We start from the raw sequence: 14,526 nt of genomic DNA, 5'->3' as shown, positions 1-14,526 counted from the left end.
TTCATTAATTATTGATGATATACTCGGGTGAAGCCATTATTAAATAGATGGCCACTCGCACTCTTTTATTGGCATCATCTGCATTAGGCTCACCGTTGGCAAGTCTCAGCGGCATACCTGATACAGCTCTTTTTATGATATCCATACTCTTTTTAGACAGCCTGCCGCTGGCAAGTATAAGGTTATACTTATCAAGCAACTGCACAAGTCTGTCATTACGTGTCAGCGGGAAATCGGCCGTCAGGTCAAATCTGGGTCTCTGGTCGTTTTTAACGGTTTCTGCGCTGTAATATCCCATATAATCAATTGGTTCATCTCCGGCTATCCAGTTGTTCAGGGCGTTCAGATAGCCGGTCCAGGTCTGGGCATTAAATGTCTGAAATTCCGGGCCATATTTATCTGTTTCCTTCATGGTTCCATCAGGCACGTAATCAGGAGAGAAAAAGTTGAACACACTAGGCGAAAAAAGTGGCAGTTGCCCCATTCTGTCATAAGCCCGGCGCATGGTATTTCTGTAAATACCGCTGGATGATTTCAGATTAAGACCTTTAATAAGATTGGTATATCTGATAAACGGTTCTTTAAGAACACCCGTATATCTGTTGCTGAGGTCGCGGGCCTCAGGGTCAAGCAGAATTGCTTTTATTACCGCTTTTAAGTCGCCTCTCACTCCTTTTCCATTATCATTGAAAACAGAGGCCACCCGCGCAATATAGGCCGGCGTAGGGTTAGAAGAAACCATACGCTGAATAAGCCTGCGTGCCATAAAAGGCCCAACATTCGGATGATTAAAGATAATATCAAGAGCATCTCTGATATCCAGTTCACCTTGTTCTACCGGCCGCGCTTCAATGGTTTTGCCTAAAAATGTTTTTGGACCCTGCTCATGCGCATTCACAATTCTTGGTGCAACAGACCAGGTTCTCAGGTAGGCATCGCTTGAATCAACGGCATAAAACTTCAGTTTCCTGGTATAACTCCAGATGTCTTTATTTTTTTCGCCTATGTAACGGCTGTCAGCCCATGACAACCCCGTAAATACTTTGGCAAGGTTGGCTATATCGTTATTATTATAGGTAGGAATAGCCTTGCCGCTGGCGTCTTTTTTCTCGGTTCCGTCCAGGTTCAGCTGAAACAAACCTATCGAAAACAATTGCATGATTTCACGTGCATAGTTTTCGTCCGGATATATTTGTTTACCTTTATTGATATCAGTAGCGTGGTTGTTCATATAAGTAAGGTAAACCGCCATTGCCGGATGATAGGTAATGCGCTCAAGCAGGGTACGGTAATTGCCAAAGGCGCCGTCGAGCAGAAGGTCGTAATAACTGGCCAGGGCATACGGGTTTGAATCAAAGGCCGACACCCTTGAAGTAACAAATATCTGGCTTAAACCCATAGCCACTCTCCAACGCAATACATCGGGGGCAGTCATGAATCCCTGAAACCAGCAGATATCAAAATGTCTGTCGGTTACATAGGTATTAGATATTGTTTTTGAAGGATCGGTTCGTCTGAGCGAATCCACAATAGACTGATGCAGGTTTTGCAGATAGGCCTCAATCCTGAACGAATTGGGCATATTCAATTGCTTGTTAACCCAGGATTCTACACCAATGGCGGCCACGTTCTCAATTTCGTCGTAGGTTGCGCCAAGCGTAGCCTGAGATAATAATCTGGCTGCAGCAGTTTTATTGGGCAAAAAGCCCGAACTTAACAAAGTGGTGATGCCATCCTGGCTACCCACTGCAGAAGACGAAGAAACAGTTACATTCTGAATATTACCTTTGCCGAAGGTTATTCTACTCTGCGCTTTTAAGTTGTTGGAAAGACAGGTTAAAATAACTACCAAAACAAAAGACACTCTTGCATGTGTGGCATTCCTCACTCCTAATAGCAACGTAAGTACCCTCATCTCAGACCAATTAAAATTTGACAACTAAAAAAAGGCTTGATGTCATTCTGGCCTGCACGCATAGAAAACAGAAACTTCCTATACAGAAGCCGTCGCTACATCGTTACTCAGTTTTTACTTTTTGGGTTGTCTGAATGCAATTGAATTCGGTTTTTTAAACACCATTCTCTTGCATTATTTTTTACTTGGTGCATCAATTGGTTTCCATGGCACAGCTAAAAGAATCAATTCGCAGGGTTACTTTTGTATGAGGTCTCAGACATAGTGTCTATGAGCAAATGTAGAATAAAAATTCAAAAAGCAAACATTAATTTCAAAAAAAAAATACAATCTGAAATTGTTCTAAATTTCAAAAATCTTTGTTGAGTTTTCGGGGAAGAAACGCCCCGATTTTACATCATTTAAGCAGGCGCCAGGCCTCTTCAATGGCCTTGTTCCGGGTTTGGCTTGCGGGTATAGGCTGTTCCGTTATATAAGTTATTCTTTCTTCAGTAAGTGGATGTGAGCTAAGGTAGGCTGGTACACCTTTGCTACGATTTTCATTTTCTTGGGCTTGCAGTCTTTGCATCAGGCGGAGCATCCCCTGGGTATCCAGGTGGTTGTTTGCCATTAGCTGTAGCCCTTTCAGATCTGCTTCTTTTTCCATACTTCTCGAAAAACCCAGCTGATGTATTTCGTCGGCTTTGCTTAACAATAGATTAGCCAGGGTGCCGTCATCACCAAAAACAAAAGATAGAAGCACCGAGCCAGCCATGCTTCGGGTTAGTGCGTTCAAAGAATGCCTTTCCTTTATATGCGTTACCTCATGTGCCAGCAATGCTGCCAGCTCTTCAGGGGTTTTAAGTTTATCGATAATGCCGCTGTAAACCACTACATGGCCACCCGGCAAGGCAAAGGCATTTACATCTTTGTTTTCAACAACTGTAAACCTGAGCGGATATTTGGTTTCAAAATCAATACAACCGGCAAAACCGGTAAGAGCGGCCGTGGCTTTTTTATCAACCCGGGCGTTGCCCATCAAACCCTGATAGAATTTTTCACCTATGGCTACTTCTGCCGATACCGGTATTTTGCTGACAACAAAAGAAACCACCACCGGCAGCAACCAATAATACAGCGCCAGCAGAAGGCCCGCTGCCACGCCTGCCATGATAAGTGCTGCTTTTAGAAAAGCCTCATACTGCCTTACCTCTTTTGTGGGCTTACCGCTAAGCCCGGGCAGATACGCTTTTAAAGCAATTGCCAGTGGGGAGTCTGACGGGAACTCAAGATGTTGATGCGGGAATGCCCCGTACTGAAGCATGGTTTTACCCTTGCCCATAAATGCGCTGAACTCTATTTCAGTTATTGCCCATACAATATTGATGTTTGCATCATTTATGCGCAAGGAGTTACCCCAAACCTCAACCTGCACCTGATGCGGCCTGGAGGTTTGTCCATCATAATAAGTAGCGGTATATTGCATGTTGTTCAGAGCCGGCGTAGTTTTATAAAAGACCTTCCTTTAGTAAATCGTGCAGGTGCACAAAGCCCAGAAGTTTACCTTCTTCAACCACCACCAATTGCGTAATGCTTTTCTCCTGCATTAGTGCCAGTGCATTGACTGCATATTCGTCCGGGCTGGTGGTTTTGGGGGTGGCAGTCATAATATCAGTTGCTTTCAGGCTTGTAAAATCCTGCTTTTTATTCAGCATTCTGCGTAAATCACCATCAGTTATTATGCCCAGTAACTGGCTGGATGCATCAATAACGGCAGTAGCCCCCAATAGTTTTGATGTCATCTCAAGAATAACCGTATGTAAATCAGCATCCGGAGAAACGCTTGGCACTGCATTGTTGGGGTACACGTCTCTTACTTTCAGGTACATTTTTTTACCCAGGCTGCCCCCCGGATGGTAGCGTGCAAAATCGCTGCTGGTGAAACCCCGCATTTCCAGCAGGCAAATGGCCAGGGCGTCTCCCAACGCCAGTGCGGCTGTGGTTGAAGTAGTAGGCGCCAGATTAAGCGGGCATGCCTCGCGCTCCACATAGGCATTCAGAACATAATTTGCATGGCTGGCCAGGTAGCTTTGGGTATTGCTTACCAGGGCAATCATCTGGTTGCCGTGCATTTTCAGCAGCGGCACAAGTACCTTTATTTCGGGGGTATCGCCGCTTTTAGAAATACACATCACCAGGTCATCTTTCTGAATCATCCCCAGGTCACCGTGTATCGCATCGGCCGCATGCATAAAAAGAGCGGGGGTACCTGTAGAATTCATGGTAGCCACTATTTTCTGCCCAATAATTGCACTTTTCCCTATCCCGGTTACCACAAGACGGCCTTTACAGGCTAAAATAGCCTTCGCACATAATTCAAAATCATCATTAATATAACTTTTCAAAGAAAGTATTGCGTCTGCTTCATGTTGCAAAACTTTTTTCGCTACGCTTTGTAAATTTTTTTCTAACTTCGTCTTCACTTTTCAGAGGGGGTATTTACAGGCAAAAGTAATGCTTGTAGGGCTTGTATCAAAAGATTAGTGCAATAAGAACACATTGCCTGCTGTAGAATAACAATTACAACAAAACTAGTTTAAATCATTAAATGAATCAGGTTAAAAAAAACCACGCCGGAAATTTGTAATACTCAATTAAAAAAATAGTATCTTAGCAAAGGCTAAAGTAATTATTCTGAACTAATTCAAACTTTATAGTACCTTTTGCCAGGCTAAACATACCTTAAGCAAACTGTTTTGTAAGTATTACGAATTATATCGCTGTTGTTGATGCTCATACCCGGCATGGCCTGAACCGCCTCACAACCACAGCAATTATTACTACAGCAAATCTTTACTAATGGCATTTTTTCTGATGACTGGCTCATCAGGACAATCAACATAAAATTGCTCAGATACTGACCTATTTTTAAAATATTGTAAATTTTCCGGATAGCAATTTTGCGTTTATGGTAGAACCAATTATTAAACAATCATTAAAGGAGAAACTCAAAGAAATTTTCGGCTTTGATGCTTTTCGTGGCGAACAGGAAGCAATTATCAATAACATTGTAGCAGGAAAAAATACTTTTGTTATTATGCCTACCGGCGCTGGGAAATCTCTATGTTATCAGTTGCCCGCTATGGTACTTGAGGGCACTGCTATTGTAATTTCCCCGCTTATTGCCCTGATGAAAAATCAGGTTGACCAAATGACAGCCTTTGGTATCAATGCTCAGTTTTTAAATTCAACACTGAATAAGGCTGAGATGACCAAAGTGAAGAACGATGTTTTAAGCGGTGAATGCCGTTTACTTTATATAGCTCCGGAATCTCTCACAAAAGAAGATAACCTGTCTTTCTTACAAAAAGCCAAACTTTCTTTTGTAGCAGTAGATGAAGCCCACTGTATATCTGAATGGGGCCATGATTTCAGACCTGAGTATCGTAGAATCAGAGGAATCATTGACGATATCAATCCCAATCTGCCAATTATTGCATTGACGGCAACCGCGACGCCAAAAGTACAGCAGGATATCAAGAAAAACCTGATAATGGACGAGGCCCCCGTGTTCAAGTCGTCGTTTAACCGCAAGAACTTGTACTATGAGATTCGTCCGAAAGTAGATTCGAAGAAGCAATTAATAAGGTATATTCTTAACAATAAAGGTAAGTCGGGCATAATTTACTGCCTCAGCCGTAAAAAAGTTGAAGAAATTGCCAACCTGCTGAGCGTAAACGGTATTAAGGCCCTGCATTACCATGCCGGACTGGATGCCGACACCCGGATGAAAAATCAGGACGCGTTTCTGAATGAAGAAGCTGATGTAATTGTGGCAACAATTGCCTTCGGGATGGGCATTGACAAACCCGATGTGCGCTTTGTGATTCACTATGATGCGCCCAAGTCGCTGGAAGGCTACTATCAGGAAACAGGAAGAGCCGGCCGCGACGGACTGGAAGGAAACTGCCTGATGTTCTACAGCTTTGACGACATTTTAAAACTGGAGAAGTTCAATAAAGATAAGACCGTTACTGAAAGAGACAACGCCAAGGCTTTGCTGATGGAAATGGTTGCTTACTCTAACCTGGGTATCTGCCGCCGCCGTCAGCTACTAAGTTATTTTGGCGAATACTCTGAAAAAGACTGTGGTTTTTGCGATAACTGCCTGAAACCCACCAAGAAATTTAAAATTGAAGATGAAGCCGTGCTGGCCTTAAAAGCCATTCAGCAGGTGGGAGAAAGGTTTGATATTCAGCACATTGCTGATGTTCTTACAGCCAATACAGCCAATGCTTACATCCGTAGCTATGAACACGACAAGCTGGCCGTTTATGGTAAAGGGAAAAGCATGTTTGTTGAAGCAGAGGATGAGGATGACGAAGACGACGAAGAAGAAGAATTAGAATTGGCTAATGATGACGATATGGACGAAGAGGAAGACAACGCCCCTGTTGCTACCAAAAGTCCGTCTCACTCACCTAAAAAAGCCGAAAAACCCACAAAAAAATCTGACAACAAAAAGACCCCTAACGATTACTGGGTGTCTATCCTTCGTCAGATGATGGTGCTTGGCTTTATTGAAAAAGATATTGAAAACGCTTATGGGGTAGTAAAATTGTCGGAAAAAGGCAAAAGCTTTATTGCCGACTCTTACCCTATTACGATATCAGAAGACCATAACTACGAAAATACCGAAAGCAGTGACGACGACGACGTACAGATGAACGGCGGGCCGTCTGGCGGAGGTGGTGCGTTTGACTCAGCGTTGTTTGAGTTGCTGAAAGCGCTTCGTAAAAAAATTGCCAAAGAAAAGAACGTGCCGCCGTATGTGGTTTTCCAGGACCCCTCACTGGAAGAAATGGCAACCACCTACCCAACCACCGGACAAGACCTGGCCCAGATAAACGGGGTTGGCCTTGGCAAAGTGCAAAAGTTTGGGAAGCCTTTTCTTGAGCTGATTTCAAAATACGTAGAAGAAAACGAAATTGAAACCACGCAGGACCTGGTTGTAAAATCGGCTGTCAATAAATCAAAAATAAAGATTTATATCATTCAGCAGATTGACCGCAAGATTGATCTGGACGAAATTGCAGAGTCGAAAGACCTGACAATGCCTGAACTGATTGAAGAAATTGAACACATCTGCTATTCTGGTACAAGGCTGAATCTGGACTACTACATCAATCAGGTAATAGATGAGGAACATCAGGACGAGATTTATGAGTATTTTATGGCCGCAGAAACCGATAATATCCGTGCTGCACTCAAGACTTTTGAAGGCGACGATATAACTGAAGAAGAATTAAGATTGATGAGAATAAAATTCTTGTCGGAAATGGCAAATTAATTCTTTATATTTGAAGCGATAAAGCATTTGCCATTATTAATCGATTATACAACAAAATCATGAAAAGTGTGAAAGGAACGATAATGTGCTTCACACTTTTTTATTTTTTGACAGGCAAAGATTAAGTGATAGTAATTTATTAAAGAGCGGTAGGTTTTAAAGCATGCCCATAAACAACTGATTTTTTCAAAAAGATTAAATAATATAATTTACAAAAATTTATCAATTAAAATCCTACTGGTATCATGAACATTTTTGTTGGAAGTCTTCCGTTTAGAATCGAAGAAAGTGAATTAAAACAATATTTTGAAGAATTTGGTGAAGTAAGTTCTGTTAAAATTATTATTGACAAAGTAACCGGAAGAAGCAAAGGCTTTGCCTTTGTTGAAATGCCAGACGATGCAGCCGCTTTGAAAGCAATCAGCCAGTTGAATGGTTCTGATATCGGTGGCCGTACTGCAGTTGTTAATCAGGCTGAAGAAAGAAGAGAAAGACCTGCCGGTGGCGGTGGTGGTTTCAACCGTGGTGGTGGCGGTGGCTACGGCCGTGGTGGTGATAATGGTGGCGGACGCCGTTATTGATATTCCTGAGCGGATATCCCAAGATATCATTCAAATTAGCTTCCATTTAATGGTGTGCCTGCTTTTCTATTTAATATACAGGCCGGCATTATGCAATAAAAAAGCCTCCTAGCAAATGTTAAGAGGCTTTTGTTTTGATAACGTCTCAGGGCAGGGGTTTTACCATTATCTCTTTATAATATACTTTGCTTTTGGGGTCATGGCCCTGTAAGGCAAAGGTTCCGCTGCTTATTCGTCTGCCTTCTCTTCCTTTAGGTAATTCGGCAGGTTCGTCATATTCAACTACTGTCTTATCGTTAATCTTTATGGTAACGTGCTTGTCTTTTACTATGATATGCTCGGTATACCATACGTTATCTTTTACCAGGGTGTCTTTCACGTCTTGTATACCGTAGAGGCTTCCGGTACGGCGCCAATCGGTATGCGAGTTATTAACCTGTACTTCATAGCCTTTATCGGGCCAGCTGGCTTGCTGATATTGGGTATGAAAATAAATACCTGAGTTTGAACCTGGCGTGGTCATTACCCTTGCCTTAAACTCAAAGTTTTTGAAATCATGATTATTAACCGGCCCTACATAAAATAAATGCGCTACCGGGCCATTTACCGCAATAGTACCATTTTCAATGCTGAACGTACTGGCGTTATCTCCCACTTTCCAGCCCTCTAACGATTTGCCGTCAAACAAAGAGTACCAGCCTTTTTTTGCTTTTTGGGCAGAAACAGCGTGCGTAAGCACCAGCATAATAGATGCCACATAAAGAATTCTTTTCATAGTTAAATATATAGTTTAGATGGGGCCTGTATGATTGGTACATGGCCCGGTTGAATATATTCAACAATTTACGAAAGTAATTTTAATTCGCAATCCGGCTGTGAAGGAAACTACCGGTATACAGCATATACTTGATAATCAGTGGTTCTCATACCCTTATCTAACACTCAGTAGCACTTAGTGCGAGGCCTGCCTGCGAGGTCTCTTTATATTTTTTAGACATATCTTTGCCCGTAGCACGCATTACTTTTATTACGCTGTCGAGCGATATTTTCTGGTATCCCGTATTGCCGGATGATGCCAGCAGATAAGCGTTATAAGCCTTGATAGCCCCCATGGCATTGCGCTCTATGCAGGGTATCTGCACATAGCCTCCTATTGGGTCGCAGGTCATGCCCAGATGATGCTCAATTGCTATTTCTGCTGCGGCCTCAACCGTATCTACCGGCCGGCCGGCGCAATAAGCCAACATAGCTGCTGCCATAGCTGAGGCAGAGCCAATCTCACCCATGCAGCCCATTTCGGCACCTGATATACTGGCATTATGCTTAATCAGGAAGCCCACGGCGGCCGCGGCCAGCATGCCTTCCCGCAGTTTTTGTTTATCGTAGTGGTAATGATTACGCAGCAGGTAGGTTATGCCCGGTATTACACCCGATGCACCCGAGGTAGGAGCAGTTACGACAATATTTCCGGCAGCGTTTTCTTCAGATGCCGCCATGCAATAGGCGTTCAGAAAAACCATGAAGCTATCGGTGGCAGAGGCATGGCTTTTAGCCTGGGCATACAATACCGGGGCTTTCCGCCTTAGCTTGATACTACCCGGTAAAAGGCCTTTATGACGTAAACCTCTTTTCACGGCCTTATGCATGGTCTCCAGAATATCATCTATCTTTTGGTATATCTCTTTCCGGCTGGCTCCGGTCAGGGCCATTTCATTGGCTATCATCAGGTCGGTAAGTGATATCTTTTCTTTAGCCAGATGCTCCTTCAGTTCTTTCATGGTAGAAAACGGATAGGCCGGCGTTTTGGCTGAAGCCGCCTGGGCCTCTTCTCCTTTACGCTGAATAAAGCCCCCGCCTACTGAATAGTATTCTTCCTGCAGCATGACACCCTCAGGAGCAAGCAGCTGAAAAACAAGTGTGTTGGGATGCGGAGAATCATAACGCCCTTTCTGAAAGATGATGCTGCCGGCACTTAAAACAACCGGGCTTTGGTTGATAAAGATGGAGTAAGTATCATCAGCATTTTTCAGCAATGCGGTAAAAGCAGTCGGCTCGCAGTTGTCGGGCAGCCAGCCCAGAAGACCGGCAATAACGGCACGGTCGGTACCATGCCCCTTTCCGGTGGCACTTAATGAACCATATAAATGTATTTTTATCTGAAGCGGGCATGCCAGCAGCGAATCGGGCAAAGCCAGGGCTCTTTGCAGGAAATCGAAGGCGGCTTTCATAGGCCCGATGGTATGCGAACTAGATGGCCCGGGGCCTATTTTAAACAGGTCAAATACAGAAGTCGATATTGCTTCCTTTAGCATTTTATTGAAGATGAAGTAAATTCTGCCACGAATGTAACACCATTTCCAGTAAACCACCAAACTTCTACCCTATTTGCCTATCATTTCAGTTGGCCGAGCGCGCAGCGCACTCCAGGTTTCGTCAATGGCTATCTGCGAAACAGCCTGAACACCTGCCAGCTCCAATGCCAGCCACACGGTTTCCCGTTTTATATCACTTTTGATCTTCCCTGTTCCTTTAGGGTAACAAGCCCAGAACAAACAATCGTATTTACCTGCATTTTTTACTGACGAACAAAGTTGCTCCAGCTCTGCCTGCCGGGTGGCAAACACCTGTACGAAGTCATATACTTTGCCTGCCTGTGGCTGATTGTCGAAAGAAGTTCCCTCCAGTAAGGCCAGAAAATCAGTCGGTGCATTCATAATCAGCAATGTATCGGCTGTATTCAGCCGTAGTTTTTTAAAAATAGCGCTGGCATCCATTTTCTTATGATTTTTGACTCAGGCTGAACCAGTTGCCAGAATCATCTTTAAACAAAGCTTCTATACCGTAAAATTCTTCTGTTGGGGCTTTGGTAAATTCAACGCCTTTGGCTTTTAATTCTTCAAAAGTGGCATAAATATCTTTACATTCAAATACCCCAAAACCAAATGTTCCCTTTTTTACCAGGTTGCGCATTTGCTCAGCTGATTCTTCATCAAACACCATTCCTGCCGAAACCGACATCAGGGTAATTTCCACATCAGGCTGGTCGGGAGGCGTTACCGTAAGCCATCTCATACCCGGCCCCATTGGAGCATCAGTGGCTACATTAAAACCCAATTTGTTTACGTAGAAGTCGTAGGCGCTGTCCTGATTAAGAACATAAATGCTTACATGCGAAATTCTGGAAATCATAGCACTGGTTGTTTAAATAAATAACAACATAAACTTCGGCAATATTTCAGAAACTCACCTCTTCAAAATTGCTTTTTTGCTTCCATTCTTTTGCTTGCGCAAAACAACCGGGTATGTAATGGAGAGGTGTTGAATTGATAGCCGATTGCCGCTTTAGTTGCTCCTGCTGATACACTGAAGGGGCCTTACCCACGTATTTCTTAAACAAGCCGGTAAATGAAGTTACACTTTCAAAACCAACACTATAACACACTTCTGAAACAGACACTTTTGTTTTTAATAAACCCTTTGCCTTGTCTAGTCTCACATGCGTAAGATACTGGTGAGGTGTTTTGGTATAGGTTAATTTAAACTGTCTGATGAAGTGAAACTTGGAGAAAAAAGCTTCATCAGCAATAGAAGCCAGGTCTATTGGTTCGTGATAATGCCTGTCTATAAACAGCTTGGCCTGTACGATTCTCCGGTAAAGGTACGCTTTCGGATATGAATTGAGCATAACTAAAGCATTTAGAAGTTAATGCCCTGCTTTCTGGTAACTCCAGCCCTCTTCCTGTTTCAGAACTGTTTCAGCAATTGCTGAGGGCACAAAGGAGGCTGAAGACAACATATCAGCCTCGGCTAATTTATAGCGCTTCATGGTGTTGCGGCACACGGCAAATGTAACGCCTTCTTTTTGTAGTTTTTCAATCTGTACGGCAAAGGGCGAGGTCTCTTTTCTGATAGCAGATATGGCCTGACCATGAATCAGCACTTCAACCTTTGTATCGGGCAGCTCACGCCACAGGTTTCTGATTTGCCTTAATACAGCAGCCTGGTCAGTGGTATCGGCACTGTTTAAGTCTATCAGCAATTTATGCGTTTTGGTTTGAGCCAAACTCACGGACGCAGATACCAGAGAAAAGCCGATAAGTAAAGTAAAAATCCTAAAAAAAGTTTTCATCTAATTATGTATTACGGGTTATGAATTGCAAAACTAAAATGAAGATACATTGCCGCAATTTAATGGTTCAGGGAAATCCATAAATAATTGAATTTACAGAGATTTGCACGTTTAATAACTGCATCTATAGGGTGCAAAGTACACATTTTCGATAAATCTTACCTTATCGCGACCATTAAAATAACAGAACACCAACAAGCCGCACCAGAAAAAAATTACCCATAGCCTGATGAAGATACTAAAGAAGATGATAAATTTGGGTTTGTAATACTGAACATTACGAACGGCTGTTCAGTTATCTGTTCTGAAAATATCTTTTATCTAAACCTCATCTAATATGGCTTTACAAGTAGGCGACCCGGCACCGGATTTTAAACTATACAACAGCGAAAAACAGGAGGTAACGCTTGCCGGATACCGCGGAAAAAACGTGGTTATATTATTCTTCCCATTAGCTTTTACCAGCGTTTGCACGGCTGAACTTTGCCAGACCAGAGATGACATTGCTTTTTATTCGGCATTAAATACAGATGTACTGGCTATTTCTGTTGATTCAATTTTTACTTTGGGTAAGTTTAAAGAAGAGCAAAAACTTCCTTTCCCGCTTTTGTCAGACTTCAACAAGGAGGTGTCGCTGGCTTATGATTCACTTTATGACACTTTTGTGTTTGATATGAAAGGTGTATCTAAACGGGCAGCTTTTGTGTTAGACAAAGATGGCATAATACGCTATGCAGAGGTTTTGGAAAAAGCCGGAGACATACCTGACTTTGCCGCAATTAAAGCCACCTTAGAAAGTCTGTAAGAAATTGGCTATTGCAATAACAGCCCTCTGTGCGTATAAAGATTTGCGCAGAGGGCTGCTTGTAATTAATCCTGGAATCCTCCCACGATGCTATTTACAACCGACAAAATGAAACCAAAAATAAGTGGTTGTAAGAACCCATCCACTTTAAAACCTGAAACCAGAGAGGCACACAAATACACTACCACCACATTTACAACCAGATAAAAAATACCTAATGTAAGAATGGTAAGTGGTAATGAAAGTAACTGCAGCACAGGTTTAACAAAGGCATTAAGAATACTCATCACAAAAGCAACAATTACTGCCGTAGTATAGTCTTCTACGTGTATTTTGCTTAGAAAATTAGGCATATAATACACCGCGGCTCCGCAGCATATTAAACGTACAATGTAGTTTAGCATAGCAAAGATTCCTCCTTACCCACAGGAGCAATGGTTTTAGGTTTGAACTCACATATCCCCTTTGGGTGGCAATCAAGAGCGCGGGGTATGCCTTTTTATTAAAACATCGAGTACTTCGTCGAACTCGTAGTTTTTCTGTTCTAAAAGTACTAAATAATGATAAAATAAATCAGCGGCCTCTCCCAAAAATAATTCTTTGTTATCGTCTTTGGCTTCAATAACCAGTTCAACGGCCTCCTCTCCTACTTTCTGCGCCACCTTGTTAATTCCTTTTCTGAATAAATGGCTGGTATAAGATTCGTCAGTCGGGTTTTGCTTACGCCCTTTTATCACTTCACGGAGATGATTCACAAACAGAATCTTCTTGTAGTCGGCACTGTTTAGCTCATTAAAACAGGTATCGGCTCCGGTGTGGCAGGTGGGGCCGTCAGGCAGGGCATGAATAAGAATGGTATCACCGTCACAATCAATCAGGACATTCTTTACATGCAAAAAATTACCGGAAGTTTCCCCCTTTGTCCATAACCGTTGCTTGCTTCTGCTATAAAAGGTTACAATGTTGTCCTGAATTGTTTTTGCATACGCCTCGGCATTCATATAACCCAGCATCAGTACTTTACCGGTCTGGTAATCTTGTATGATAGCCGGCACCAGGCCGTCAGGAGATTTATCAAAATCTAAATTATTATCCATTCCTTCAATTATTTTCTACAAAAGTACAGATGTTAAAAAAACTTATACCTATATCATACCGAAAATTTATGGACATTATGAAGAAGCCAGGAACGGCAAAAAAAATTTAAAAAAATATTCATTTCAAATACACTCATAATCAGCTATTTACAAAAATGTATCAAAAAAAAGTAGATTTTTTTTGATTACAGACTTGACAAATATCAAAAGACCCCCTATCTTTGCAGTCCCATCCAACACCAAGGAATGTTAAGCGGAAGTAGCTCAGTTGGTAGAGCGTAACCTTGCCAAGGTTAAGGTCGCGAGTTCGAGACTCGTCTTCCGCTCGGAAATTTCAGCACCCATCAAAAGGTGCTTTTTTTTTCTTAGGATACGTCACCATCCAAGAATGACCATCCGCCGGGGTGGTGGAACTGGTAGACACGCAGGACTTAAAATCCTGTGAGCCGAAACGCTCGTACGGGTTCGATTCCCGTCCCCGGTACTTGATAATCAGGGAGTTACATGAAAATGTGGCTCCCTTTTTTCATGTCCAATTTTTTCATGCCAAACATAGGCCAAAAATTTTGGGGATCAAGCATAAAACCTGTGGGGTGAATTAATTTAAGCATAGATTTTCGTAAGTTTGTAAAAGAAGAATGGGATATTCTCTACCCCTGTTCGGCTAAAT

At 42.6% G+C, this 14,526-nt stretch carries 14 protein-coding genes and 2 tRNA genes; 5 read left to right on the top strand and 11 right to left on the bottom strand.

Annotated elements, in window-relative coordinates:
* Nucleotides 1-4: 4 nt before the first annotated feature.
* From NZ848_RS00545 to NZ848_RS00535, 3 genes are all read right to left on the bottom strand, one after another.
* On the bottom strand, nt 5-1,915 hold the full coding sequence (locus tag NZ848_RS00545) for a DUF1800 domain-containing protein (RefSeq protein ID WP_259013941.1): 1,911 nt from the start codon (nt 1,913-1,915) through the stop codon (nt 5-7).
* A 397-nt stretch (nt 1,916-2,312) separates the two neighbouring features.
* Nucleotides 2,313-3,380: a M48 family metallopeptidase gene (locus NZ848_RS00540; RefSeq protein ID WP_259013940.1), complete on the bottom strand. Its 1,068-nt coding sequence runs from the start codon at nt 3,378-3,380 to the stop codon at nt 2,313-2,315.
* A gap of 22 nt (nt 3,381-3,402) precedes the next feature.
* Nucleotides 3,403-4,377, bottom strand: a complete 975-nt coding sequence (locus NZ848_RS00535; protein WP_259013939.1) for a KpsF/GutQ family sugar-phosphate isomerase — start codon at nt 4,375-4,377, stop codon at nt 3,403-3,405.
* Nucleotides 4,378-4,862: 485 nt separating this feature from the next.
* Here NZ848_RS00535 and NZ848_RS00530 point away from each other — a divergent pair, with 485 nt between their 5' ends.
* Nucleotides 4,863-7,244: a RecQ family ATP-dependent DNA helicase gene (locus NZ848_RS00530; RefSeq protein WP_259013938.1), complete on the top strand. Its 2,382-nt coding sequence runs from the start codon at nt 4,863-4,865 to the stop codon at nt 7,242-7,244.
* A gap of 245 nt (nt 7,245-7,489) precedes the next feature.
* Nucleotides 7,490-7,825 carry an RNA recognition motif domain-containing protein gene (locus NZ848_RS00525; RefSeq protein WP_101726651.1) on the top strand — a complete coding sequence of 112 codons (336 nt, stop codon included), beginning with the start codon at nt 7,490-7,492 and terminating at the stop codon, nt 7,823-7,825.
* A 145-nt stretch (nt 7,826-7,970) separates the two neighbouring features.
* On the opposite strand, the gene NZ848_RS00520 is transcribed toward NZ848_RS00525, so the two are convergent.
* The 6 genes from NZ848_RS00520 to NZ848_RS00495 all read right to left on the bottom strand — a co-directional run bounded on the left by NZ848_RS00520 (nt 7,971) and on the right by NZ848_RS00495 (nt 11,954).
* Nucleotides 7,971-8,600 carry a 3-keto-disaccharide hydrolase gene (locus tag NZ848_RS00520; RefSeq protein WP_259013937.1) on the bottom strand — a complete coding sequence of 210 codons (630 nt, stop codon included), beginning with the start codon at nt 8,598-8,600 and terminating at the stop codon, nt 7,971-7,973.
* Nucleotides 8,601-8,760: 160 nt separating this feature from the next.
* Nucleotides 8,761-10,137: an L-serine ammonia-lyase gene (locus NZ848_RS00515; RefSeq protein ID WP_259013936.1), complete on the bottom strand. Its 1,377-nt coding sequence runs from the start codon at nt 10,135-10,137 to the stop codon at nt 8,761-8,763.
* A 69-nt stretch (nt 10,138-10,206) separates the two neighbouring features.
* Nucleotides 10,207-10,599 (bottom strand): hypothetical protein, encoded by a 393-nt coding sequence (locus NZ848_RS00510; protein ID WP_253533027.1) that lies wholly within the window; start codon nt 10,597-10,599, stop codon nt 10,207-10,209.
* A gap of 4 nt (nt 10,600-10,603) precedes the next feature.
* A complete protein-coding gene (locus tag NZ848_RS00505; RefSeq protein ID WP_101726655.1) occupies nt 10,604-11,014 on the bottom strand; it encodes a VOC family protein in 411 nt (136 codons plus the stop codon).
* 46 nt (nt 11,015-11,060) lie between these two features.
* Nucleotides 11,061-11,510, bottom strand: coding sequence for a helix-turn-helix domain-containing protein (locus NZ848_RS00500; protein ID WP_253533023.1), 450 nt, complete (start codon nt 11,508-11,510; stop codon nt 11,061-11,063).
* 18 nt (nt 11,511-11,528) lie between these two features.
* Nucleotides 11,529-11,954, bottom strand: a complete 426-nt coding sequence (locus NZ848_RS00495; protein ID WP_259013935.1) for a DsrE family protein — start codon at nt 11,952-11,954, stop codon at nt 11,529-11,531.
* 337 nt (nt 11,955-12,291) lie between these two features.
* Here NZ848_RS00495 and NZ848_RS00490 point away from each other — a divergent pair, with 337 nt between their 5' ends.
* Nucleotides 12,292-12,759 carry a redoxin domain-containing protein gene (locus NZ848_RS00490; protein ID WP_259013934.1) on the top strand — a complete coding sequence of 156 codons (468 nt, stop codon included), beginning with the start codon at nt 12,292-12,294 and terminating at the stop codon, nt 12,757-12,759.
* Nucleotides 12,760-12,824: 65 nt separating this feature from the next.
* Here the strand turns inward: NZ848_RS00490 and NZ848_RS00485 are convergent, their stop codons facing one another.
* Together NZ848_RS00485 and hisIE are read right to left on the bottom strand one after the other, a co-directional pair.
* Entirely contained in the window at nt 12,825-13,163 is a 339-nt protein-coding gene (locus NZ848_RS00485) for a phage holin family protein (protein WP_253533011.1), read from the bottom strand.
* A 72-nt stretch (nt 13,164-13,235) separates the two neighbouring features.
* Complete coding sequence (gene hisIE / locus NZ848_RS00480) at nt 13,236-13,856, bottom strand: bifunctional phosphoribosyl-AMP cyclohydrolase/phosphoribosyl-ATP diphosphatase HisIE (protein ID WP_101726660.1); 621 nt, start codon at nt 13,854-13,856, stop codon at nt 13,236-13,238.
* Nucleotides 13,857-14,109: 253 nt separating this feature from the next.
* Between hisIE and NZ848_RS00475 the strand changes: the two genes are divergently transcribed.
* Nucleotides 14,110-14,182 (top strand) — tRNA-Gly (locus tag NZ848_RS00475).
* A gap of 72 nt (nt 14,183-14,254) precedes the next feature.
* Nucleotides 14,255-14,340 (top strand) — tRNA-Leu (locus NZ848_RS00470).
* Nucleotides 14,341-14,526 lie beyond the last annotated feature (186 nt).

The sequence above is a fragment of the Emticicia fluvialis genome, assembly GCF_024793945.1.
GTDB classification, from domain to species: Bacteria; Bacteroidota; Bacteroidia; order Cytophagales; family Spirosomataceae; genus Emticicia; species Emticicia fluvialis.
Note: the sequence above shows the minus strand (reverse complement) of the source record. Positions and strands in the feature narration are given on the sequence as shown.